The organism is Amphritea sp. GJ51-11 (genome assembly GCF_055808735.1).
On sequence record NZ_CM147881.1, the window covers coordinates 4,230,266 to 4,251,833 of the forward strand.

At 50.7% G+C, this 21,568-nt stretch carries 18 protein-coding genes; 4 read left to right on the forward strand and 14 right to left on the reverse strand.

The window, feature by feature from the left end; all coding sequences use genetic code 11:
• Window positions 1–42: 42 nt before the first annotated feature.
• The gene (locus AC0L4K_RS19155) at window positions 43–951 is read left to right on the forward strand and encodes a LysR family transcriptional regulator (protein WP_417225638.1); all 909 of its coding nucleotides are present in this window, start codon (window positions 43–45) and stop codon (window positions 949–951) included.
• A gap of 91 nt (window positions 952–1,042) precedes the next feature.
• On the opposite strand, the gene AC0L4K_RS19160 is transcribed toward AC0L4K_RS19155, so the two are convergent.
• Window positions 1,043–1,225 carry a hypothetical protein gene (locus AC0L4K_RS19160; RefSeq protein ID WP_473267564.1) on the reverse strand — a complete coding sequence of 61 codons (183 nt, stop codon included), beginning with the start codon at window positions 1,223–1,225 and terminating at the stop codon, window positions 1,043–1,045.
• A 232-nt stretch (window positions 1,226–1,457) separates the two neighbouring features.
• A complete protein-coding gene (locus tag AC0L4K_RS19165; protein ID WP_473267565.1) occupies window positions 1,458–2,288 on the reverse strand; it encodes a phytanoyl-CoA dioxygenase family protein in 831 nt (276 codons plus the stop codon).
• An 83-nt stretch (window positions 2,289–2,371) separates the two neighbouring features.
• Here AC0L4K_RS19165 and AC0L4K_RS19170 point away from each other — a divergent pair, with 83 nt between their 5' ends.
• Window positions 2,372–3,289 carry a LysR family transcriptional regulator gene (locus AC0L4K_RS19170; RefSeq protein ID WP_473267566.1) on the forward strand — a complete coding sequence of 306 codons (918 nt, stop codon included), beginning with the start codon at window positions 2,372–2,374 and terminating at the stop codon, window positions 3,287–3,289.
• A gap of 20 nt (window positions 3,290–3,309) precedes the next feature.
• On the opposite strand, the gene AC0L4K_RS19175 is transcribed toward AC0L4K_RS19170, so the two are convergent.
• The 5 genes from AC0L4K_RS19175 to AC0L4K_RS19195 all read right to left on the reverse strand — a co-directional run bounded on the left by AC0L4K_RS19175 (window position 3,310) and on the right by AC0L4K_RS19195 (window position 11,380).
• The gene (locus AC0L4K_RS19175) at window positions 3,310–3,909 is read right to left on the reverse strand and encodes a dimethylsulfonioproprionate lyase family protein (RefSeq protein ID WP_473267567.1); all 600 of its coding nucleotides are present in this window, start codon (window positions 3,907–3,909) and stop codon (window positions 3,310–3,312) included.
• Window positions 3,910–4,116, reverse strand: coding sequence for a hypothetical protein (locus AC0L4K_RS19180; protein WP_417225648.1), 207 nt, complete (start codon window positions 4,114–4,116; stop codon window positions 3,910–3,912). It lies immediately after the preceding gene.
• The gene (locus AC0L4K_RS19185; protein ID WP_473267568.1) at window positions 4,113–6,320 is read right to left on the reverse strand and encodes a two-component system response regulator; all 2,208 of its coding nucleotides are present in this window, start codon (window positions 6,318–6,320) and stop codon (window positions 4,113–4,115) included. The genes AC0L4K_RS19180 and AC0L4K_RS19185 overlap by 4 nt, the downstream gene beginning before the upstream one ends.
• Window positions 6,317–7,282, reverse strand: coding sequence for a diguanylate cyclase (locus AC0L4K_RS19190; protein ID WP_473267569.1), 966 nt, complete (start codon window positions 7,280–7,282; stop codon window positions 6,317–6,319). The genes AC0L4K_RS19185 and AC0L4K_RS19190 overlap by 4 nt, the downstream gene beginning before the upstream one ends.
• Before the next feature lie 117 nt (window positions 7,283–7,399).
• Entirely contained in the window at window positions 7,400–11,380 is a 3,981-nt protein-coding gene (locus AC0L4K_RS19195) for a CHASE domain-containing protein (protein ID WP_473267570.1), read from the reverse strand.
• A 265-nt stretch (window positions 11,381–11,645) separates the two neighbouring features.
• Between AC0L4K_RS19195 and AC0L4K_RS19200 the strand changes: the two genes are divergently transcribed.
• Both AC0L4K_RS19200 and AC0L4K_RS19205 read left to right on the forward strand, forming a co-directional pair.
• Window positions 11,646–13,310: a formate--tetrahydrofolate ligase gene (locus AC0L4K_RS19200; RefSeq protein WP_473267572.1), complete on the forward strand. Its 1,665-nt coding sequence runs from the start codon at window positions 11,646–11,648 to the stop codon at window positions 13,308–13,310.
• A gap of 177 nt (window positions 13,311–13,487) precedes the next feature.
• Window positions 13,488–15,104 (forward strand): NAD(P)/FAD-dependent oxidoreductase, encoded by a 1,617-nt coding sequence (locus AC0L4K_RS19205; protein WP_473267573.1) that lies wholly within the window; start codon window positions 13,488–13,490, stop codon window positions 15,102–15,104.
• A gap of 76 nt (window positions 15,105–15,180) precedes the next feature.
• On the opposite strand, the gene AC0L4K_RS19210 is transcribed toward AC0L4K_RS19205, so the two are convergent.
• From AC0L4K_RS19210 to AC0L4K_RS19240, 7 genes are read right to left on the reverse strand one after another with little or no spacing between them, the layout of a single operon-like run.
• Entirely contained in the window at window positions 15,181–16,635 is a 1,455-nt protein-coding gene (locus AC0L4K_RS19210; RefSeq protein WP_473267574.1) for an NAD-dependent succinate-semialdehyde dehydrogenase, read from the reverse strand.
• 9 nt (window positions 16,636–16,644) lie between these two features.
• The gene (locus tag AC0L4K_RS19215) at window positions 16,645–17,082 is read right to left on the reverse strand and encodes an acyl-CoA thioesterase (protein ID WP_417225661.1); all 438 of its coding nucleotides are present in this window, start codon (window positions 17,080–17,082) and stop codon (window positions 16,645–16,647) included.
• An 11-nt stretch (window positions 17,083–17,093) separates the two neighbouring features.
• Window positions 17,094–18,254, reverse strand: a complete 1,161-nt coding sequence (locus AC0L4K_RS19220; protein ID WP_473267575.1) for an iron-containing alcohol dehydrogenase — start codon at window positions 18,252–18,254, stop codon at window positions 17,094–17,096.
• Window positions 18,251–18,919, reverse strand: coding sequence for an ATP-binding cassette domain-containing protein (locus AC0L4K_RS19225; protein WP_417225665.1), 669 nt, complete (start codon window positions 18,917–18,919; stop codon window positions 18,251–18,253). Before AC0L4K_RS19225 ends, AC0L4K_RS19220 begins: the two co-directional genes overlap by 4 nt.
• Window positions 18,912–19,694, reverse strand: a complete 783-nt coding sequence (locus tag AC0L4K_RS19230; RefSeq protein ID WP_417225667.1) for an ABC transporter ATP-binding protein — start codon at window positions 19,692–19,694, stop codon at window positions 18,912–18,914. Before AC0L4K_RS19230 ends, AC0L4K_RS19225 begins: the two co-directional genes overlap by 8 nt.
• Window positions 19,691–20,629, reverse strand: coding sequence for a branched-chain amino acid ABC transporter permease (locus AC0L4K_RS19235; protein WP_473267576.1), 939 nt, complete (start codon window positions 20,627–20,629; stop codon window positions 19,691–19,693). The genes AC0L4K_RS19230 and AC0L4K_RS19235 overlap by 4 nt, the downstream gene beginning before the upstream one ends.
• Before the next feature lies 1 nt (window position 20,630).
• Window positions 20,631–21,527 (reverse strand): branched-chain amino acid ABC transporter permease, encoded by an 897-nt coding sequence (locus tag AC0L4K_RS19240; RefSeq protein WP_417225671.1) that lies wholly within the window; start codon window positions 21,525–21,527, stop codon window positions 20,631–20,633.
• Between the last annotated feature and the right edge of the window lie 41 nt (window positions 21,528–21,568).

The following is a 21,568-nucleotide window of genomic DNA, read 5'->3' on the forward strand; positions in this document are numbered from 1 at the left end:
AGAACCGATAAGCTCACTAATTTAGAATGGATTGGTCTGATTATGAGTACAATTGATTTCACCAACTTGCGCCTGCTGGCTGTGTTTGCCACTGTTGTCGAGCTAGGCAGCTTTGCCGCAGCGGCTCGTAAACTCAACACCAGCCGCTCAAGAGTGAGTGAACAGATCGCCAGTCTGGAAACAGTGCTAGCCGTGCGGCTCTTACAGCGCTCAACCCGCAAACTCACGGTCACATCCGAGGGTCGTAATGTTTATGAGCAGGCACAACTACTGCCGGATATTCTACAAAAAGTGGAATCCATAACCCACACCGAAATCCCTAGCGGGCGCGTCGCCATTACGATGAATCACGACACAGCACATAAGTATATTTTACCGGTGCTGGCGGATTTTCAGGCACAGTACCCTGAGGTATATCTGGATTTTATTCTAAGCGATGACACCTTAGACTTTATTGATGACCAGATTGATCTGGGTATTCGGATTGGTACCACAATAGATGATTCACTTATTGCCCGCCCCCTTCACGAAGAAAAGCTGGCCTTGTTCGCCAGCTCGTCTTATCTGGCGCAGGCAGGGACACCAGTCACAGTAGAGGATCTGGAAAACTGCCGCTGGGTGACTCTCATGCAAACCAACTTTAATGGTTCATTACGCCTGTGGGAAAATGGTGCGCCGTTGGAAATAAGACCGAAGGATTTTTACCGCTGCAATGCACCGCTGATGATGCAGCAAATGGTAGCCAACGGCATGGGGATTTGCGCACTGTTTCCATCGATGGTGCAGCAGGAAGTAAATAATAAACAGCTGATTAATGTGATGCCATCGGTAAGAAGTGACACGCTTACATTGGCTCTGGTATACCCCTCGCGCCGCCAGATTCCACAACGAACGCGGGTGGTAATTGATTATTTGCTAGCGGCGGACATGTTTACTTTAAAAGAACCCTGAACTGCTTTTCAGAAGATTTACCATGACCAATAGAGCTAAGAATGATCGTCAGGGTTTTATCTAAAAAGCACCCATTTATATTGGAAAAAGGTTACACATAATCGCACCAGATTTTGTGAAACAGACCATGGAGATGATAGGCATAGAGAGCAGAACCGACATCCCCGCAGCAGACATCGCCAAAGAGTGGTAATGCACCGTCCGCGATAACGAAGAGCATCTCTCCACAGAAGATACCGAGAAAAGCGATAATCATTGCTGCTTTCGGTGCCACCTGATACCCCATATCGCTACTGGAAGCAGCTCCCACTGTACCTACTAACACTATAGAGCAATTGATCGCTTGGTCTGTTCGTTAATGATCGATACCTCAAAAGAGCATGTGCCTTCCTTCATCAGAAGGACGACAGAGTCTTAAAGTCGAAAAAACGAAACAACCTTACTAGGGGAGCAAGCTTCTTGTCGAAGACAGATAAAACAACTTACTTATCTTCGACCGCCGCATCCTAGGCCTTATAGAACTCAGGAAAGATCGCATTATCCGCAGGATAGCTACCGGGACTCACGCGAACCTCCTCAGGATTAACACTCGGATCGGTGCCGGGTCTTGGATCCCAGATAGCATCATCGCCCAACCAGCGGGTTGAGAGGGCCATGCGATCCTGAGTAGTCGATTGGTTACCCGGTGCGCCATGCAGGGTCCAGGCGGAGAATAGCAAGGCATCCCCGGGCTGAAGATCAAAGCCGATAATATCGAAATCATCCCGGGCCGCTTCGATATCGGGACATGGAACACCCTCACCGGTACCGGTCCAGCTGTTCTTATCTGCACCTGAGGTACCGAAAGCTTGCGGCAGATAAAATAGGTCGTTTTGTTGCGAGCCTCGAACAAACTCTAAACCACTGCCCGCTACCGTCACCGGCGTTAGCGCTAACCATATCGAGGCGATCTGCTTACCTCTAAACGGCCAGTAAGGTACGTCCTGATGCCAAGGCGTCGGAATCGCTGTTTCAGCTTTCTTAATCAGTAGATGATCAAAATAGAAACGAGCGCTCTGGCTCTGCATCGCTTGGGCCGCAAGACGGGCGCAACCGGAATCTTTGGCATATTGATAGATAAGATCATGGGAGCGCCACAGGTAACGGTCGGTAAACATCCGCCCTTTTTCGGCTCCGGGGTTAGCATCGTTACAGAGTTTGCCGGGGTTTTCGAGTTGCTGTTGGCCGAAGGCGAGCAGCTGGGTAATCCATTCCGGGTCAACTGCATTACGAACACACACCACCCCCTCCTGTTGATACTGGCGGATCTCTTCTGCACTTAGGTTTCGCTCTATCATGTCGGTTTCCTCTTATAGTTATTGTTGATCCGACTATAGCGTTATCATTAGTATTGATTAAGTCGATAAACTTGATATCTATTATGGAAAAATTTGATTATAGCTCGCTAAGTTTCAAAAGCCTTAACACTCTCAAGCAGATTTATGAGCAAGGCTCTCTCACCGCCGCAGCCATAGAGTTAGGACAGAACCAACCCACCGTAAGCTATACGCTGGAACAGCTGCGTGTCGCACTGCAGGACCCGCTATTTGTCCGTTCAGGCCGTGGGGTAGCGCCCACCCAACGCTGTCACCAGATCATGCCGGAGGTTGAGCACTTACTCAGCGGGATGACGGCGCTATTGCAGCAAAAAGACTTTGATCCCGCCGACGCCTCACTAGAAGTCACTATCTCCTGTAACCAATATGAACTACAGGTCATCGTGCCTCGTCTCGTCCAACGGTTAAATCGAATAGCGCCGAATATTCGTATGACATTTATTCAATCGCAGGTAAATGGCCATCAGCAACTGCAACGTGGTCAGTGCGACCTGCTGCTATCCCCGGTGGTACGGGATTACGAAGCACTCTATCGGCGGGTGCTATTTAAAGATCGTTATGTGTGCTTAATGTCCACCACACATCCATTGGCTCAGCCATCACTGACGAGGGCAGATTATCTCGAGGCTAAGCATGTAGAAATTCGTTATGAGGGGGGCTGGAAACCCTTTTATCTAAATACACCCGAGTTGCAGGGGGCTACGTTGAACATTGCCCTTGGCCTACCGAGTGTCGCTAATATTGTGTCTATCATCGCCAATACCGACCTACTACTGACACTACCGGAACGCTTAGCGCAACTCATCGGTGACTCAATGGCGCTCAAAGACCCACCCTTTAAGAGCGATTTTGAAGTTTGCCTTTACTGGAATAAAATAACTCACCATTCCAAGGCCCATCAATGGCTACGTGAACAGATTATTAACCTCATCTCGAATGAAATCATCCACGCCCCTGACTAACGATTAAGCAAAATGAGCGTTTAGTGCTTCAAGCACCAGAGCGCCAAGAGCGGCGTATCGACTGAGCGCATCGCATGAACAATATGGGATGGGTTGTAAACATAGCCACCGATGCCCGGCGACCACCAGAAATCATCTGCTTGACGCCAAAGACCGTGGCTCAAGACGAGATAGATCTCTTCCGGCAGATGGTGGTGATTGGGATAAGTTAGACCCGGTCGCATTAAACTGATCCCAACCGTTATATCATCTCGCCTCTCAAGTCCGCGAGGGCCAATAATCTCGGCATTGATATGACCGGCCATAAAGTCAGGATGCTGCGGGGAGGAACGCTGAAACCAAAACAGAAGATCAGCGAGCGAAAAGCACGCTTGAGCTAACGAGCGCAGCTGAGGTGGCAACTGAGGAATAGTGGCACCAAGCTGGTGACGTAAATCATACAGTTCAACCTGCGGTGAAATGTGCATAGATGGTAGGGATAGCACTCCCTGCTCTGCCAGCCGCTGACGGATCACTTCGGCGGCTTTGAGCCCCGGCCCAGCCAGCTCAGTCGTTTTTAACAACCCGCTTAACTGAGAGCGAATATCATGCAAGACCGCCACAACATCGCCAGATTCCATCTACTTGTTAGCCGTTTCGATCTTTTTAATATAGGCCTCCATTGAGGCTAAATTAAGCTGATCCACCTGACTCTGAATCTGCATTTTAACATTGGCTTTGGCTTCGCTTGAATAAAGACGATACAGGGTAAAATTAACCCCCAGTGATAATACAAACAGCAGCGTAATCACGATCAACGCGTCCAGATGGAGTTCAAACTTCTTCAATGTTTATCCTTTTCTAAGCAGGGTTCAATGCGCTTAAGCCATTCGCTTGCTGGCTCAGGTATCGAAAATAGATACCCCTGCATCAACGGCCTGCCGTGCTGACGGAGATATTCCGCTTGCTCTTCGGTTTCCACCCCTTCGGCGACAACGCTTAGGTCAAAGCGCGAAGCAATTTGCTGGATGACATTAACCAGCTCGGCATCACCCGCATCATTGAGCATATCGCGGATAAAGCTCCGATCAATCTTGAGTTCAGCTAACGGCAGGCTTTTCAGGTAAAAGAGGCTGGAATAACCGGTGCCGAAGTCGTCGATAGAAAAACTGACTCCCGAATCGGCTAGCGCAATCATCTTACCAACCACTCGATCGATATTATCCAACATGGTGCTCTCAGTAACTTCAATCACTAACTGAGCCGGGTTGGCGTTATAGCGCTGCAAACACTGCTGTGTGTAATCAACAAAATCATCACACTGAAAGCACCGCGAGCTGACATTAACCGACATTTTCAGGGCGGGATGACTATCCCGAAGCCCGCCTAACAGCGCCGATACTTGGTCGATCATCCAACGGTCGATCTGTACAATGAGATCAGACCCTTCTGCCAGCGGAATAAACATCGCCGGACTGATCAAACCATCGTCAGGATGTTCCCAGCGCACCAGGGCTTCTGCGCCATGTAAGCGGCCATCGGAGCATACCTGTGATTGTAGATAGACTCGCAGCTGATCATTTTGAATCCCCAGACGTAAGCGATGTTCGTCGGTAAGCCGTTGCTCAATTCGCTCCCCCATACTGGATTCAAAGAAAACCGCCGGACCACCATCACTGCCCGCATTTTTCGCCCGAAAATAAGCGGTTTCAGCCCGACTAATCACCGATGTTACCGCTTCATCAGGCGCATCCGGATAGATCGCTACACCAACCGCCGCACGTAACTGGAATAGATCATTTTCAATAGCACTGGAAAAACGCACCACCAATTGCTGAATCCCATCCGCCTGCTGATGTGCCGCATCAATGGCTAACGCCGAGCTGCTGTGCACCTGAGGCAGCAGCAACGCAAACTGATCACCTTCGAGACGGGCTAGAGAGTTACCATCGGTTATATAGTCCTGTAGCTCTTTAGATAGGTCATGCAAGATTTTATCGCCCAGCGCCGAACCTCGGGTGACGCAGAGATCGCTAAACCGCTGCAAACCAAACACAAGCAACGAGCCTAAACCTTCTTGACGACTGGTACTGCCCATTAATTGCGACAAACGATCGGTAAACAATAGACGGTTTGGCAGCGAAGTTAACGGGTCATGCCAGGTCAGAAAATCCATCCGCTGCTGCACTTCCCGCAACTGGGTAATATCACTAAACACGCCGATATAACACTTGATCCGGCCATCATCATCAAGCACGGCACTGATAGTCAGTAATTCCAGAAATAACTCACCACTTTTCTTCTTGTTCCAGACCTCGCCCGTCCAATGGCCGGTGCTTTTAATGGACTTCCACATCTCGCTATAGAAAGTCTGATCATGCCGGCCAGAGCGCAACATCCGGGGAGGCAGCCCGATGACTTCAGCTTCGCTATACCCAGACACCTGCGTAAAAGCATTGTTGACGGCGATAATATCGCCCTTGATGTCGGTAATCATTACACCATCATTGGTGCTTTCAAATACCTGAGAGAACAGCTTCTGACGTTCTCGCACCTCAGCTAATTCAGTGGAATACGTTAGCATCTTCTCATGTTGCTGTTGCAACAATGAAAGCTTGTCACTCAACCGCTGGTTGGCCTCTTCTAACTGTCTGACCAAGCTTTTTAGCTTCAGGTGCGTATTCACCCGAGCTCTCACCACCGAGGTGGTAAAAGGTTTAGTAATGTAATCCACAGCCCCCAGTTTTAAGCCATATTCCTCTGCCGTCACATCGCTTTTAGCCGTGACAAAGATAACCGGAATACTGCTGGTTGAGCTATGACTCTGAAGTAGCTTGCACACTTCATAACCGTCCATACCGGGCATCATGACATCCAGTAAAATCAGATCGGGTCTTTCTTTCTCATGCACCAATGACAACGCTGACGGGCCATCGGTGGCAATCATAATATCGAAGTCATCCTTGAGGGATTGAGCCAATACATGGATATTGCTAGGGACGTCATCAACCATCAGCAATAAAGGCTTTGCGCTCGAGCATCGGCTACTCATTGGGACTCCCTTGTCTCTTCAGTGAAGCAAACCCGGTCTCGACCGGTCTCTTTAGCTTTATACAGCTGTTTATCAGCCAGCATAAACAGCGATTCTGGAGGCTGGTTTTTATGGGGATAAACACATGCAACACCAATACTCACAGTGACTCTATCACGCAGAGCATCCGGTGCGTGTGGAATATTCAGCTCACGAATATGCGTCATCACTTTTTCCGCCAGCTCCATTGCCCCTTGCAACGGAGTTTCAGGAAGCAATAGCGCGAACTCTTCTCCGCCATAACGAGTCAGTTGATCCGAGGCACGACCAATCACTTGGTTTAACCTCATGGCTATACGTTGCAGACAATCGTCTCCTTCCCGGTGGCCAAAAAAATCGTTGTACAATTTGAATTGATCGATATCTACGATCAGCATGGATAAACAACTACCTTTACGTTGTAGCCGCCGCCACTCCGCTTCAAGAATTAAGTCATAGGCGCGACGATTACCAACGCCGGTAAGGGCGTCAATAAGGGTACGCTGTTCGAGCATATCGGTGCGCCGTTTTAGCTCAAGATGAGTATGCACCCGGGCCAACAAAATGGGCGCCGAGATCGGTTTGTGGATAAAATCTACCGCTCCTAGCTTAAGCCCTTTTAATTCATCGACTTCATCACTTAAGGCCGTCACAAAGATCACCGGAATATTGCGGGTTTCATTGTTCTCCTTAATTTCACGACAAAAGCTGAAGCCGTCAACCTCAGGCATCATCACATCCAATAGCAGAATATCGGGAATCTGCTTACGTAACACTTCCCTTGCCTCAGCGACATTTCGAGCGATCAATACTTCATAGTGAGGCGCCAACAAGTCGCCCATCAGCCTTAGGTTTGTCAATTCATCATCGACGACCAATACTTTAGCGGGAGAGTCTCCCCGGCTTTGCTGTTGATACCCTGCCTGAATAAAAGCTTTGACCATGTAATTACTCAACCAATTCGCTGCAAAGGTGTGACTTTAGAATAACAATTCGACGTGAAATGCCCACTTTATCAGGCCCCATTCTGTTTACCAAGCGATTGATTTAGCATGACTTCGTTAAGCGTCCTTTCTCTTCTCAGTATCGCCTTTAGACCAATGCTGTTTAAGAATTTTCTGCGCTGCAGGATAATCAAAGCCGTCAATTGCCCGGATCAATCCTGATAGCCAGTCGACATCACTAAAATGTTTATATGACTCTAGTTTAGTCATCAACTCAGAAGACACCAGTCGGTGCCGCTCGACCAGGTCAACAACCTGCAATAATGACTGTTCTAACTCCGCGGCATCCGCCTCATTCAGGAGACAGGCCTGCTTCACTTCAGATTGTTTCAGGTAGGGCTGCAAACACTCAAGAGTCGCGTTGATCGCTTGTTGTAACTGTTCTAACTCAGCCGCATCCGCACGGTTCTGATTCTGCACCTGCTGCTCAAGCCTAGCGGCCTCTTGATGCAGCGGCAACGCCTCAACATTGGCGGCAATGCCCTTTAAGGAATGCAGTGTCTGCTGTAACAAACTTAATGAGGTTCCTGCGACCACTGAGGGTAATAGCTGGGCATCCAGCTTACGCAAGTCATCGTTGAACGCTTGTAACAACCGCTGAAACGATGCTTGATCGCCGCCCAAGCGCTGCTGCAGTTTAGCAAGATCAATCCATGGAGTAGTGCCGTCATCACTCGATGTTTGCTCACCTAGGCCTTCAGCCATCGTAGCCGGCTCACCTGCATAGAGATAACGTCGCAGCATGGCTTCCAGTTTTTTTAACTCAATCGGTTTAACGATATAACCATCCATCCCCGCCTCTTGAGAAGCTCTCTTGTCCTCATCCAGCACCGCGGCGGTCATCGCTATAATAGGGAGGTGCTGCCCGTCGGGCTCTGTCGCACGATAACGCTTAGTCGCCTCAAAACCATTGATATGCGGCATCTGTAGATCCATCAAGACCAGATCCAACGGCTGCGCCGCTATTAGCCTCAATGCTTCCTCACCATTATTTGCCAGTAAAACCTCGACGCCCAGCTTTTGTAATAGAGCCTTGGCTACCATGCGATTGGATGCCTGATCGTCCACCAGCAAAACCTTTTTACCCTTCAGGACCAACGTGGTTAAGGGCTGTTTAACCAGATGTTGAGGCTCACCACGTAAACTACGCTGCACCGCATTATAAAGACGCCGTGGGGTTACCGGTTTAATCAATACGGCATCCGGCTGGGTCGTATTACCAATCAGCTCGGCGGCGCTCTCATTCGCATTGATCATAAGCAAGACATGATGTCGCTCGCCCCGTTGCGCGAGTTCAGCGGACAACGCTGGCCAATGGCTGCGACTGCTGCTATCAAAGATAATCAGGTCGGCTTGTCGCAACTCAGGTGAACTCAACCCTTCCTCCTCGCTACTAACGGCAGTAACCGATGCCCCCAGCGATGTGAGCAGTGCCCCTGTGACCCTCTGACCGGTTGGTTGCGCATCGACTAATAGCACGGACACCTTAGCCAAATCACCTTCAAGTAAGCGCTCACTCTCAGCAACAAGCCCTACCAAAGCGCTAAAGCTAAATTCACTGCCCTGCCCAAACGTGCTGCTCGCCTCAATGCTACCCCCCATCAGCTCCGCCAACGAACGACAAATCGCCAAACCTAAACCCGTACCGCCATATTTACGTGTGGTTGACGCATCCAGCTGTGAGAACGATTCAAACAGTGAGTGGATCTGACCTTCCGGCATCCCAAGGCCTGTGTCGCTGACTCGGAAACGCAACCGAATCTGATCTACCTCGCTGACAGCCTCAACCGCCACCACAATCTCCCCCTGCTCGGTAAACTTGACCGCATTACCAACCAGGTTATTGAGTATCTGTCCCAGCCTCAAAGGATCGCCAATCACCCGGGCAGGCAAGTGCGCCGGCATATCAAGATAGAGACGCAAGCCCTGTTCGTGAGCATCGATGGCAAATAGATCAATAGAGCGGCTCACCACCTCTTCTAAGGAGAACTCGACATGCTCTAGCTCAAGCCGGTCGGCATCCATTTTAGAATAATCAAGAATATCGTTAAGCAGGCTCAGTAGTGCTCGGGACGCATTAAACATACGCATAATATAATCCCGCGCAGTATCCGGCAGATCAAACTCAGTCAACAGCTGACTCAGGCCGACTATAGCGTTCATCGGGGTGCGAATTTCATGGCTCATATTGGCAACAAATTCACTCTTCGCCAAACTCACCGCTTCCGCTTGGCGGCGTGCCTCTTCGAGTATTTCAGAGGCTTTCGCTCGCTCAGTCACATCCACCACCGCGACGATAATCACCTCTTTATCCTGATAGATGATGGGACGGGCGGTCAGCTCGACACGAATCTCACTACCATCTTTTTTACGATGGATTGACTCACGCGAGAAATGCGACGCACTTAGGGATTGCAAGGTACTGCCATCTGTCACCAGATCGGTGAGTTTCAGACGCAAAAACGCTTCCCGCGCATAACCATAGTGGATCTCAGCCGCATGATTGATCATTAAAAAGCGGCCGCTGGCTCGATCCAGCAACATCATCGGCACCGGCGCTAACTCAAACACTTCGTGATAGCGGCGTTCACTGGCTTTCAACGCCTCTTCAGCCTGCTGACGCCGGGTGATATCGATAATAATCGACATGATCAGAGTCCGATGCGCCATGTCTATCTTGCCGTTACGAAGCTCAACAATACGCTTTTCACCGTTCGCTAACCGGTGGGTCTGGCGTATCAATTTTTTATGCCCGCCATGAGTATCCATTCGCTGCGAGCTCAAACCCGCCAACGTCATACCTTTGAAGGTATCGATGTCATAACCATAAAATTCTCGCGCCGCTAAATTAGCATCAAAGATTGTGCCATCTTGCGGATCACTCAACAGCATGGCGACTCCCGCATTACTGAATAGCAAACGGTGGCGTTCTTCACTCACACTCAGCTCATCGGTCATCTCCCGCGCCAGGCGCTGCGCCGCTTTTTGTGAAAACGAAAGGTTCGCCACAATAAAAAACAGTAATAAACTGACCACCAAACCACAGACTAAAACAATCGTGGGCTGACTGGCTCCAACGCTGGAGAGATAACCCGAACGGCTATAGAGATAAATACTCCAATGATGCCCGCCCACATCCAGCACATAGAGATCACTGAAGGCGGGGTCATGTCCCGGTGTCCCGTATAGGGGTTTAGCATAGGGAGCGTTGTTGTAAAGAATATGCTCTGCCGAAGCTTCTTGTCCGTCATAGATTTCAAAATCGATACCTTCCTGATTAGACCCCAGCACACCGCGCATCAAATCACCCATACGAAAAGCACTGTAGACATAACCCAGCAAGGCACTACGACGCTGCTCTATCGTTCCCACCGGAGCATCTCGACGGTACAGCGGGTAATACATCAGAAAGCCATACTGAACGTCTTTATCGGTTTCCTGCACCAGCGTCACACGACCTGATACCGCCGCTTTACTGGTATCCCGGGCAATATTCATTGCCGAACGACGGGTCGGCTCCGAGTACATATCAAAGCCAAAAGCGCGCTGATTACGCCAATCAAATGGCTCTAGATAAACGATCGCACTATAGAGATCTCGCTCGCCTAAAGGCCTGATGTGATAATCAGGAAAACCTTCCGCTTGGATTTCAGCCTCATGCGAAAGCAGTTCCTCCGGCGCAACCATCCGCGCATACCCTAGCCCTTGGATACCGGGAAAGTGATCCTGTAAATTAAGCGTATTGGTAAAGGTGTGCCAGTCTTCTCGACTCACATCACTGGAAGCATTAAATAAACCGATACCACCACGCAGCGCCACCACATACTCATTCATGCGCTGCTCTATCGCTTTACGTACATCCAAAGTCTGAAACTTGAAACGTTCACCCACCCGTTGCTCAATAGCACTATTGGAGACGTACCAAGCCAGCCCCGTCAAGATCAATGAGATCGCCAAAACCACCCAAGCAATCGTTGGCCGGTGTTCTAAAAACTGACGAATACTGATGCCGTATTTCGCTGAATAGGCTTCTGGCATAGATACTGACTCCGGGGCAGGCTGCGCGCCCTTTAATTACACGATAAAAATGCCTAGTCTATCCTTAGATATCAACAGGCCCGACTACACGTCTGTCATCATTAAGATTAGATCACATTAACCAGTTAGCCATTAACTCGGATGATCTCAGATTAAATCGAAATACTGAAGCCGTAAGTTATCCCGTTATTATGCGCAAATATTGACGTCATTAGTCTTTAGAACCATCTTTAATAAGTGTCCACAGGATAACCTAGGAGGCTCTATGACGAGCGATGTTGAGATTGCACTTCAGTTCACCCCTCAGCCGATTGCTGACATTAGCGCTAAACTAGGTATTGATCCGCATCACCTTTATCCTTATGGCCGCGATATTGCCAAAATCGACCTGCAGGCGCTCACCCATAACAACCGCCAACCCGGCAAACTGATACTGGTCTCGGCCACCACACCCACCCCGTCCGGCGAAGGCAAAACCACCACAACCATCGGCCTAGCGCAGGCATTTACGCTACTAAATGAATCCGTCTGCATGGCCTTACGTGAGCCATCCCTAGGCCCATGTTTAGGGATGAAAGGCGGTGCCACCGGCGGTGGTTATAGCCAAATCATGCCGGCCGATAGAATCAATTTACACTTTACTGGCGATTTTCATGCTATCACCAGCGCCAACAATCTCTTATCTGCCGCGCTGGATAACCATATCTATCAAGGTAATGAGCTAACCATCGATCCTAGGCAGATTGTCTGGCGACGGGTAATGGACATGAACGATCGTAGCCTGCGCAATATCGTTTTGGGTCTCGGCGGAAAACTTCAAGGAATCCCCCGAGAAGGCGGCTTCGATATTACCGCCGCCTCCGAAGTCATGGCCATGCTTTGCCTGGCCGAAGATGCCGCTGACCTGCAACAACGGCTCGACCGTACCCTGATTGCTTATACCTATACTGGCGAACCGGTCTATGCCCGACAACTCCACATTACCGGTGCCATGATGGCGCTACTAAGAGATGCACTCCAACCAAATCTAGTGCAGAGTTTTGAAGGCACCCCGGCCTTTGTCCATGGCGGTCCGTTTGCCAATATCGCCCATGGTTGTAACAGCCTGATCGCCACCCGCATGGCGATGCAATACGCCGACTGGACAATCACCGAAGCCGGTTTTGGTTTTGACCTAGGGGCCGAGAAATTTTTCGATATCAAATGCCGCGCTGCGAATCTCGACCCAGATGCAGTCGTATTGGTCACCACGGTCAGAGCGTTAAAAATGCATGGCGGTAAAGCCAAAGACCAACTGGCAAGCGAAGATCTTAGCGCAGTAAAAAAAGGATTAAGTAATCTAGATAAACATATCGAGAGTGTCGCAATTTTCAATAAAAAGCCGGTTGTGGCACTCAACCGCTTTGCCACCGATACTGATCGGGAAATCGAGATTATACGCACCCGCTGTACGACACTCGGGGTCACATTTGCCGTCACCACTCACCATGCCGATGGTGGTCAAGGAGCGCTTGAGCTAGCCCAAGCAGTCATCGCCTCAGTGCCACAGAACAAGCCCTTTAAACCCCTCTATTCTCTCGATCTCAGCGTAATGGAAAAAGTGCGCATAGTCTGCCGGCAGATGTATGGTGCCGATGACGTCGCTTTCACCAAAGAGGCGGCAAAAGACCTCCAACTAGTGCAACAGCTAGGACTGAGCCATCTACCGATCTGTATTGCTAAAGCCCCGAGTTCCTTATCTGACGATCCTAGCCTGCGAGGCCGACCACGGGACTTTGAAGTCACCGTCCGGGCTATTCAGATCAATGCCGGTGCCGGTTTCTTGGTGATTCTAACCGGTGATATCCTGCGTATGCCTGGATTACCGAAAATACCCGCCGCCAATAATATGCGTCTACGTGACAACGGTGTGATCGAAGGCTTGGAATAAACCAACCGCGCGATACTTGCAGACGGATAGCTATCCCGAGGCCCGTCATCCCGACACGCAACTCGCCCTATCAAACTGTTCGGCAACGGCGCTAAAAATACAGTAAAATGCCGGCTTTACTATAGCTAAGTAACCCTGAGCCGTTTGCCGCGCTCGTTAATACCGGATTTTTATCAAATGATACGTGTTTCAAATATTAAACTGCCCCTTGATCATGATGAGCAGGCCCTCACCAATGCCATTTTAACGACCCTCGATATTACCGCTGACCAATTGACTGCCGTTGAGATCCGCCGGCGTGGTTACGATGCACGTAAAAAGAACACCATCTTTCTGATCTATACTCTAGATATCGACACCACCATTAACGATGCGTTACTGGCTAAGCATGTAGGCAATCAATCAATCCGTCTAACGCCGGATATGGAGTACAAGTTTGTTGCTCAGGCGCCCACCGACCTACAAGAGCGGCCACTGGTGATCGGCTTTGGTCCCTGTGGTCTGCTAACCGGACTGGTATTGGCTCAGATGGGCTATAAGCCATTGATTATTGAGCGAGGCAAAGCAGTACGCGAGCGCACCAAAGATACCTTTGGCTTCTGGCGACAGAAGAAACTCAACCCTGAATCCAACGTCCAGTTTGGTGAGGGCGGAGCAGGCACCTTTTCCGATGGCAAACTATCGACACAGATTAAAGACCCCAAGCAGTATGGCCGCAAAGTGCTAACCGAGTTCGTTGAAGCCGGTGCGCCAGAAGAGATCATGTATGTTAGTAAACCCCATATCGGTACTTTTCGACTAGTATCCATGGTCGAAAAAATGCGCGCCAAGATCATCGAGATGGGCGGCGAGATCCGCTTCAGCGCCCGGGTGGATGATCTCCATATCGAAGACGGACAGCTAACCGGTGTCACCCTCGCCAACGGTGAAGTCATCCATTCAAAACATGTCGCCCTCGCGATCGGCCATAGCGCCCGAGATACTTTTCAGATGCTGCTCGATAAGGGTGTCTATATGGAAGCCAAACCGTTCTCGGTGGGCTTTCGTATCGAGCACGAACAATCACTGATCGACCGCGCCCGCTTCGGCAAAAACGCCGGCCACCCCATTTTAGGAGCGGCGGATTACAAGCTGGTACATCACTGTAAGAGCGGCCGTTCGGTCTATAGTTTCTGTATGTGCCCAGGGGGGACCGTAGTCGCAGCCTCTTCTGAAGAGGGCCGCGTAGTAACCAACGGCATGAGCCAATATTCTCGCCAAGAACGTAATGCCAACAGCGCCATTGTGGTCGGTATCGACCCGTCAGATTATCCCGGCAACCCATTAGCCGGCATGGATTTTCAGCGGCAACTAGAAAGTAATGCCTATCTAATGGGCGGCGAAAATTACGATGCCCCAGCGCAAAAAGTAGGCGATTTCCTCAAAGGGAAATCCTCAGAAGCGCTCGGTGATGTGCTGCCCTCATTCAAGCCCGGCATAAAATTGACCGACCTATCAAAGGCACTGCCGGACTTCTGTATCGAAGCCATTCGCGAAGCGATCCCCGAGTTTAATAAACAGATTAAAGGCTTCGCCAAGGATGATGCCCTACTGACCGGCGTCGAAACCCGCACCTCCTCGCCCGTATCCATTAAACGCGGCTACGATATGCAAAGTATTAACACCCGAGGCTTATACCCAGCCGGTGAAGGAGCAGGTTATGCCGGCGGCATTATGTCGGCAGCCATCGATGGTATCAAAATCGCCGAAGCGATCGCCATGAGTATCAATGCGCAGCAAGCTTCTCAGTCTTAACTGAGTCGGAAGCATAAAAAGCCCCTGTCACAGGGGCTAATAGGTCCAACAACGTCAAGCAACCATTAAAGCCTGCTCAATTACCGCCCATACAGAGATACTTCAGTTCGACATAGTCATCGATACCGTACTTCGAGCCTTCACGCCCTAAACCCGACTCTTTAACGCCGCCAAACGGCGCTACTTCAGTTGAAATCAGGCCTTCGTTTATCCCAACCATGCCATACTCCAACGCTTCAGATACGCGCCAGATTCGGCCGATATCGCGGGCATAAAAATATGCCGCCAAGCCAAAGGGTGTATCGTTCGCCATCTCAATCACTTCGCTTTCTAAAGTAAACGGAATCAGCGTGGCCACGGGGCCAAAGATCTCTTCCTGAGCAATCCTCATCGAGTTATCCACATGGCTCAGTATGGTAGGTCGATAACCATTAGCGACACCAGCAAACGGCTCACCACCGGTCACCACTTTAGCCCCATTTGCCAGCGCATCGGCAACTAAGTCCTGCACTTTATTAAGCGCCCGAGCGTCGATTAACGGACCAATTAGTACTCCCTCAGCAAAACCATCGCCAACCGTTAGCGCATCAACAGCCAAGGCAAACTTTTCCACAAAGGCATCATAAACACCCGCCTGTACAAAGATGCGGTTGGTACAGACACAGGTTTGTCCGGCATTGCGAAACTTCGACACAATAGCGCCCACCACGGCGGCATCTAGATCGGCATCATCAAAGACAATAAAGGGTGCATTGCCACCTAATTCAAGAGAGACCTTTTTAACATTCGCGGCACACTGTTCAGCTAACAGTTTTCCGACCGGTGTCGAGCCGGTAAATGAAAGCTTACGCACCCGCGAGTCGGCACACAAAACCCGCCCCACCGCCGGTGCATCGGTCGAGGTAACAACATTGAACACGCCATCGGGAAAACCCGCAAGTTGTGCTAATTTAGCCAGCGCTAACGCCGATAATGGGGTTAGTTCGGACGGTTTAATCACCACTGGGCAGCCGGCCGCTAGTGCTGGCGCGACCTTACGGGTAATCATGGCGATCGGAAAATTCCACGGGGTGATCGCGGCTGCGACACCAATCGACTGCTTAACTACCAATAAACGTTTATCTCGCCCATGACCGGGAATTATATCGCCATAGAGCCGCTTGGCTTCTTCGGCAAACCACTCAACAAACGATGCCCCATACACCACTTCACCACGGGCTTCGCTGAGGGGTTTCCCCTGTTCGGTGGTCATCAGTGTGGCGAGATCATCTTGTGCGGCAATGATCAGATCAAACCAACGACGCAACACGGCGCTACGCTCTTTGCCGGTTCGAGCACGCCAATCCGCCCAAGCATTATTCGCCGCCCCAATCGCCTCGGCAACATCCTCAGCATCCAAATCCGCCACAGCGGCAATCGCTTCACCACTGGCCGGATTGTAAACGGTGAACTGTCTGCCTCGCTGGGCATCACACCACTGTCCATTGATAAACGATTGATGTTGCAGTAAATCAGCGTTATTTAATTGCATAAAACCACCCTAAACTGAAATTTTTTCTAACGCTGCCCGCAGCGGAGCCGGCAACGCGACAGGCCGTTGGCTGGCGCGATCAACATACACATGAATAAAGTGTCCCTGAGCCGATGGTTTATCCTGCCCCTCAAGAAACAGACCGATCTCATAACGCACAGAGCTATTCCCCAACCGAGTCACCGCCACCCCGGCAATCACATCGGCGGGAAACGCCACACTGCTAAAATAGTTACACTGAGTTTCCACCACTAGGCCAATAACCTCGCTATGGTAGATATCCAAGACCCCTTGATCGATCAGATATTTATTCACCGCCGTATCGAAATAACTGTAATACTGCACATTGTTTACATGACCGTAGACATCGTTATCCATCCAGCGAGTCGGAATGGTAATCATATGTGGATAATCACTACGGCTTTCTAACTTCGTTAAATCAGACATGTTATGTGCTCCTACCAAGCCGCTTGATAAATCGCCAAGGCATCATCGATGCTGACATTACGTGGATTATTGACCAGTAAGCGGGTCTGCTTCATTGCGTCCTCGGCTAATTGAGACAAGGCCGTTTGTGGAATATCGTAATCTCGCAAACGATCCTTAATACCCAGCGAGCGATTTAACTCAGTCAGTGCATCGATAAAGGCATTGCTTCTAGCCACACCGTCTTCTATCGCCCCTAGAGCAGGGAACACGAGTGGCGCCAAGGTCGCATAAAGATCCGCGCATACCGTCTGGTTAAAGCGCATCACGTGAGGTAACACCAGCGCATTGGTCAGCCCGTGAGAGAGGTGATAGATCCCGCCCAACGGATACGCCAGAGCATGTACCGCTGCCACCGGCGAGTTAGCAAATGCCTGACCGGCCAGCATCGAGCCCAGCAACATATTGGAACGGACCTCAAGATTACGGCCATCACTCACCGCCGCTTGGATATTACCGCCCAATAAGATCAACGCCTCTTTCGCCAGCGCATCGGAAATCAAGTTATGGTTGGGGTTATGTGAGGTATAAGCTTCTATTGCATGCACCATCGCATCCACGCCAGTGGTCGCCGTCACGATAGGCGGTAAGCCGAGCGTTAGCTCCGCATCCAGCAACGCTAGATCAGGCAACAGTTGATCCGATACAACTCCCTTCTTCTGGCCTTCACCCACAGTAATAATGGCCACCGCAGTCACTTCAGAACCCGTGCCCGCCGTGGTCGGAATCTGGATCAGCGGTAAGCGACGCCCCTTCACGAGGTTAACCCCATAAATAGCCGCTAGCTCTTCCTCGCCTTTAGCCAACAGGGCCACCAATTTAGCGACGTCCATAGATGAGCCACCACCTAACCCAATCACCCCATCAACACCGGCCGCCACGGCCTGAGCAGTCGCCGCCAAGACAATCGATTCAGCCGGATCAGCTTCCACCTCAGCGAAAATAACCGGCTCAACCCCGGCACTTTTAAGAGTGTCGATCACCGGCTGCAACAAACCCGCATTAACAATGCCCTGATCCGTCACCACCAACACGCGCGCACCAATCACCCGTTGGCAGATTTCGCCTAACTCGCTCGCGGCACCCGGTTGGCAAATAAACTGCTTAGGAAAATTAAACACAAAACTATTCATGCGACCGCTCCTTTAACCTGTTTCGGTGCTGACACGGCACCCCGTTCAATGGTGTAAACCTGATCCACTAGATCTGCCGAATGGCTGTAATCTGATTCGGAAAGCAACACCGTCAGCCCTTCATCTTTGAGGGTGTGTAAAACACTGGCTAAACGCCGAGATAACGCCGGCGCAACCCCTTCAAAGGGCTCATCTAAGAGCAACAGATGACTACCGCTCATCATCGCCCGCGCTAACGCCACCAGCTTCTGCTGTCCACCCGAAAGCTGCAGCGCTTTGCGATCCGCAAAAGCTTCGACTTCGGGCATCAGCTCATACACCCAAGCCAGGCGGGCTTGTGCTTCTGGTAGTTGGTTGGCCCAAGCAGGGATAAGGATATTTTCTTCAACCGTCAGAGTCGGCACTAGCTGGCGATCTTCGGGCATATAGCCCACTTTGGAACGAGCGCGAAAATGCGGTGCCAACGAGGTCATATCCTGACCCGCAATGGTGATGCTGCCGGAAGACGGCTGCAGCAGCCCCATCACCGTTCGCATCAACGTCGTTTTACCGGCACCATTGCGGCCAATCAGGCCAACGAGAACACCAGGTTCTATCGCCAGGCTCACATCACGTAAGATCGGTGTGCCGGCAATATAGGTATTGATAGATGAGAGCTTAAGCATGGGAGACCTCCCGCTGATAATCGATTTCCAGATGATGCCCAGTGACCAGTTCTTGCACTTTGGCATCGTCCATCACCTCGACCACCGGCCCATCTGCCAGCACTCGACCATCATAAAACGCGATTAAACGGGTCGAATAACGCGCGATGACCTCCATATCGTGCTCGACAAACAGCACCGCCGCGCCGGACTTGCGTACCGCACGCATAACGGTGTCCATCAGGTCGAACTTGTCGTCGATCGCCACCCCGGAGGTCGGTTCATCCAACAGCAGCACTTGCGGCTCTCGCAGCATCGCCAACGCGATATCCAGCAACTTGCGAACCCCTTGGGGAAGAGTGACAACCTTTTCGCTCAGATAATCGGCAATGCCATATTCCTGCAGCAACACTTGTGCCTGTTGAATGTTTTGTGTCGTCGCCAATGGCCGAATCATCGGCAGTACCGGATGCTGCATAATGCCGTAAGCGATCAAGACGTTATCCAGCACTGTCAATTCAGGGAACAACTGCGCCACCTGAAACGAACGGCAGATACCCGCTCGCATCACCTGTCGAGGATTTTTACCGACGATGCTTTTGCCCTTAAACAGGATGTCGCCACTGCTAGGCTGCAAATAACCGGTCACCATGTTAATAAAGGTCGTTTTACCCGCCCCGTTAGAGCCGATAACACCGACAATTTCACCGGGGTTGATACTGACATCAATATCCGCCGCAGCCGTTACCGCACCGAAGTTACGCGCCAAGGAGCGTGTTTCTAATAAAGCACTCATGAGGTTTTCCCCTTCGTCACCCGTTCAATCAGTGACCAAACACCCTTAGGCAAATAAAGAATGATCGCCAACAGCGCGATACCCAGAATCATCTGCCAGGTATACGGCGATATCTGGAACGCATAGGTGCGAATCAGCTCAAACAGCACCGCCCCCAGTACGGGCCCGGCAACATGTCCGGTGCCACCCATCAGCGCGATAAAGACAAACTCACCCGAGGTGGTCCAATAGGCCATTTCAGGATCGATATGACCGGCCGCCAGTGCGGTGATCGCACCTCCTAACCCCGCCATGGCGGCAGCGAGCAGGTATTTGATATAGATAATGCGTTTAACCGATGCGCCCAGATATTCAACCCGGATCTCATTCTCACGCACCGCCTCACCGACATAACCCATAGGTGAACGCAGGTAGTTCCACACAAACACGCCAACAATGGTCACCGCAACCACGGCCAAGCCGTAGGCCATCAAGGGTCCACTCTCACCGGTCGGCGTCCAGCCAAATAACAAAGGCGGCTTCACGTTGAAACCATCTGAGGATCCAAATGCCGAGCTCTTAACCAGCACCCCATAGAGAATCATTGAGAACGCCATCGAAAACATGGCAAAGAAAATATCCCGATAACGGCACAGTAGCAGGCCGATCACCGCCGCTAAGGCGACACAAACGATGACCGCAATGATCATCAGAAACAGGGCATTTTGCGTTTCCAGATACTCTCCTGCGATACCGACACAGTAAGCGCCGAGGCAGTAATAAAGCCCCTGTCCAAAGGACACTAGTCCCGCCTTCATTAGCAGTAGTAAACCCAGCACCACCAACCCTTTAGCTAATGCGAGGGTGAGCAAAAAAGTCAGCCAGCCGGGCATAAACATGCCCGCAGCTAAAGCCGCAGCACTGACACCCAGCACAAGCAACGTTGAATTTCTCATGTTAAATTTTCCTTGCAGTCGCGATGGCAAATAAGCCTTGAGGCCGGAAGGCAAGCACTAAGCCCATAACACCGTAGATAACGAACAACTCCGCATCGGGATACAGGTGAACCGCCGCAGAACGGGCCAGTCCGACAATCAATGCGCCGAGCAACGCGCCGCCGATACTGCCTAAACCACCAATAACCACCACGGCAAAGGCTAAAATAATGACCTCGACACCAATACCCGGCATGACTGAAATACCTGGCGCGGTAAGAGAGCCGGCCAGTGCACCCAGCACGGCACCGATCACAAAGGTAACGGAAAACATACGGGTCACATTAATGCCGAGAAAAGCAGCGGTATCGCGGTCATGGATGACGGCTTTTAACAGTTTTCCCTGACGGGTTTGATTTAACCCCCACCACAATAGGAAACCGATAGAAGCGGAAACAACGATCAGGGCAATGTCATAATTTGCGAATGAGATACCCGCCATTTTGGTGCGTCCCAACAACGTATAAGGTTGATAGGCAAAGTAAGCATCGACGCCCCAAATCAGCTTAATCACATCTTCCAACACCAGCAGAATGGCGTAAGTCACCAGAATCATGACCACTTCATCCCGACCATACATAATGCGCAGTAAACCCCGTTCAATAAGAATGCCCACCAGCATACCGCTGACAATGGCAGCGCCGAGCAGCATTAAATAAGCGCCCCAAGGGGGATAGCCACCGGCTAAATAGAAGCCGACTAAAGAAGCGCCAGCATAGGCACCGATGGCATAAAAACTACCATGGGCCATATTAAGAATTCGCATCACACCATAGATGAGCGTAAGGCCTGCTGCGATTACAAAAAGCCAGGAGGCGTAGATAACGCCATCCATCAACATCGCAATTACCAGTTTCATGGATATCGCTCCTGATTTACGAAAAGAACAAGAAAAGTGAC

Excerpts from the sequence above, each read along its gene's own strand:
- AC0L4K_RS19155 (WP_417225638.1), top strand. The coding sequence starts at position 43 with ATGAGTACAATTGATTTCACCAACTTGCGCCTGCTGGCTGTGTTTGCC.
- AC0L4K_RS19165 (WP_473267565.1), bottom strand. The coding sequence starts at position 2,288 with ATGATAGAGCGAAACCTAAGTGCAGAAGAGATCCGCCAGTATCAACAG.
- AC0L4K_RS19170 (WP_473267566.1), top strand. The coding sequence starts at position 2,372 with ATGGAAAAATTTGATTATAGCTCGCTAAGTTTCAAAAGCCTTAACACT.
- AC0L4K_RS19175 (WP_473267567.1), bottom strand. The coding sequence starts at position 3,909 with ATGGAATCTGGCGATGTTGTGGCGGTCTTGCATGATATTCGCTCTCAG.
- AC0L4K_RS19185 (WP_473267568.1), bottom strand. The coding sequence starts at position 6,320 with ATGAGTAGCCGATGCTCGAGCGCAAAGCCTTTATTGCTGATGGTTGAT.
- AC0L4K_RS19190 (WP_473267569.1), bottom strand. The coding sequence starts at position 7,282 with ATGGTCAAAGCTTTTATTCAGGCAGGGTATCAACAGCAAAGCCGGGGA.
- AC0L4K_RS19195 (WP_473267570.1), bottom strand. The coding sequence starts at position 11,380 with ATGCCAGAAGCCTATTCAGCGAAATACGGCATCAGTATTCGTCAGTTT.
- AC0L4K_RS19200 (WP_473267572.1), top strand. The coding sequence starts at position 11,646 with ATGACGAGCGATGTTGAGATTGCACTTCAGTTCACCCCTCAGCCGATT.
- AC0L4K_RS19205 (WP_473267573.1), top strand. The coding sequence starts at position 13,488 with ATGATACGTGTTTCAAATATTAAACTGCCCCTTGATCATGATGAGCAG.
- AC0L4K_RS19210 (WP_473267574.1), bottom strand. The coding sequence starts at position 16,635 with ATGCAATTAAATAACGCTGATTTACTGCAACATCAATCGTTTATCAAT.
- AC0L4K_RS19215 (WP_417225661.1), bottom strand. The coding sequence starts at position 17,082 with ATGTCTGATTTAACGAAGTTAGAAAGCCGTAGTGATTATCCACATATG.
- AC0L4K_RS19220 (WP_473267575.1), bottom strand. The coding sequence starts at position 18,254 with ATGAATAGTTTTGTGTTTAATTTTCCTAAGCAGTTTATTTGCCAACCG.
- AC0L4K_RS19225 (WP_417225665.1), bottom strand. The coding sequence starts at position 18,919 with ATGCTTAAGCTCTCATCTATCAATACCTATATTGCCGGCACACCGATC.
- AC0L4K_RS19230 (WP_417225667.1), bottom strand. The coding sequence starts at position 19,694 with ATGAGTGCTTTATTAGAAACACGCTCCTTGGCGCGTAACTTCGGTGCG.
- AC0L4K_RS19235 (WP_473267576.1), bottom strand. The coding sequence starts at position 20,629 with ATGAGAAATTCAACGTTGCTTGTGCTGGGTGTCAGTGCTGCGGCTTTA.
- AC0L4K_RS19240 (WP_417225671.1), bottom strand. The coding sequence starts at position 21,527 with ATGAAACTGGTAATTGCGATGTTGATGGATGGCGTTATCTACGCCTCC.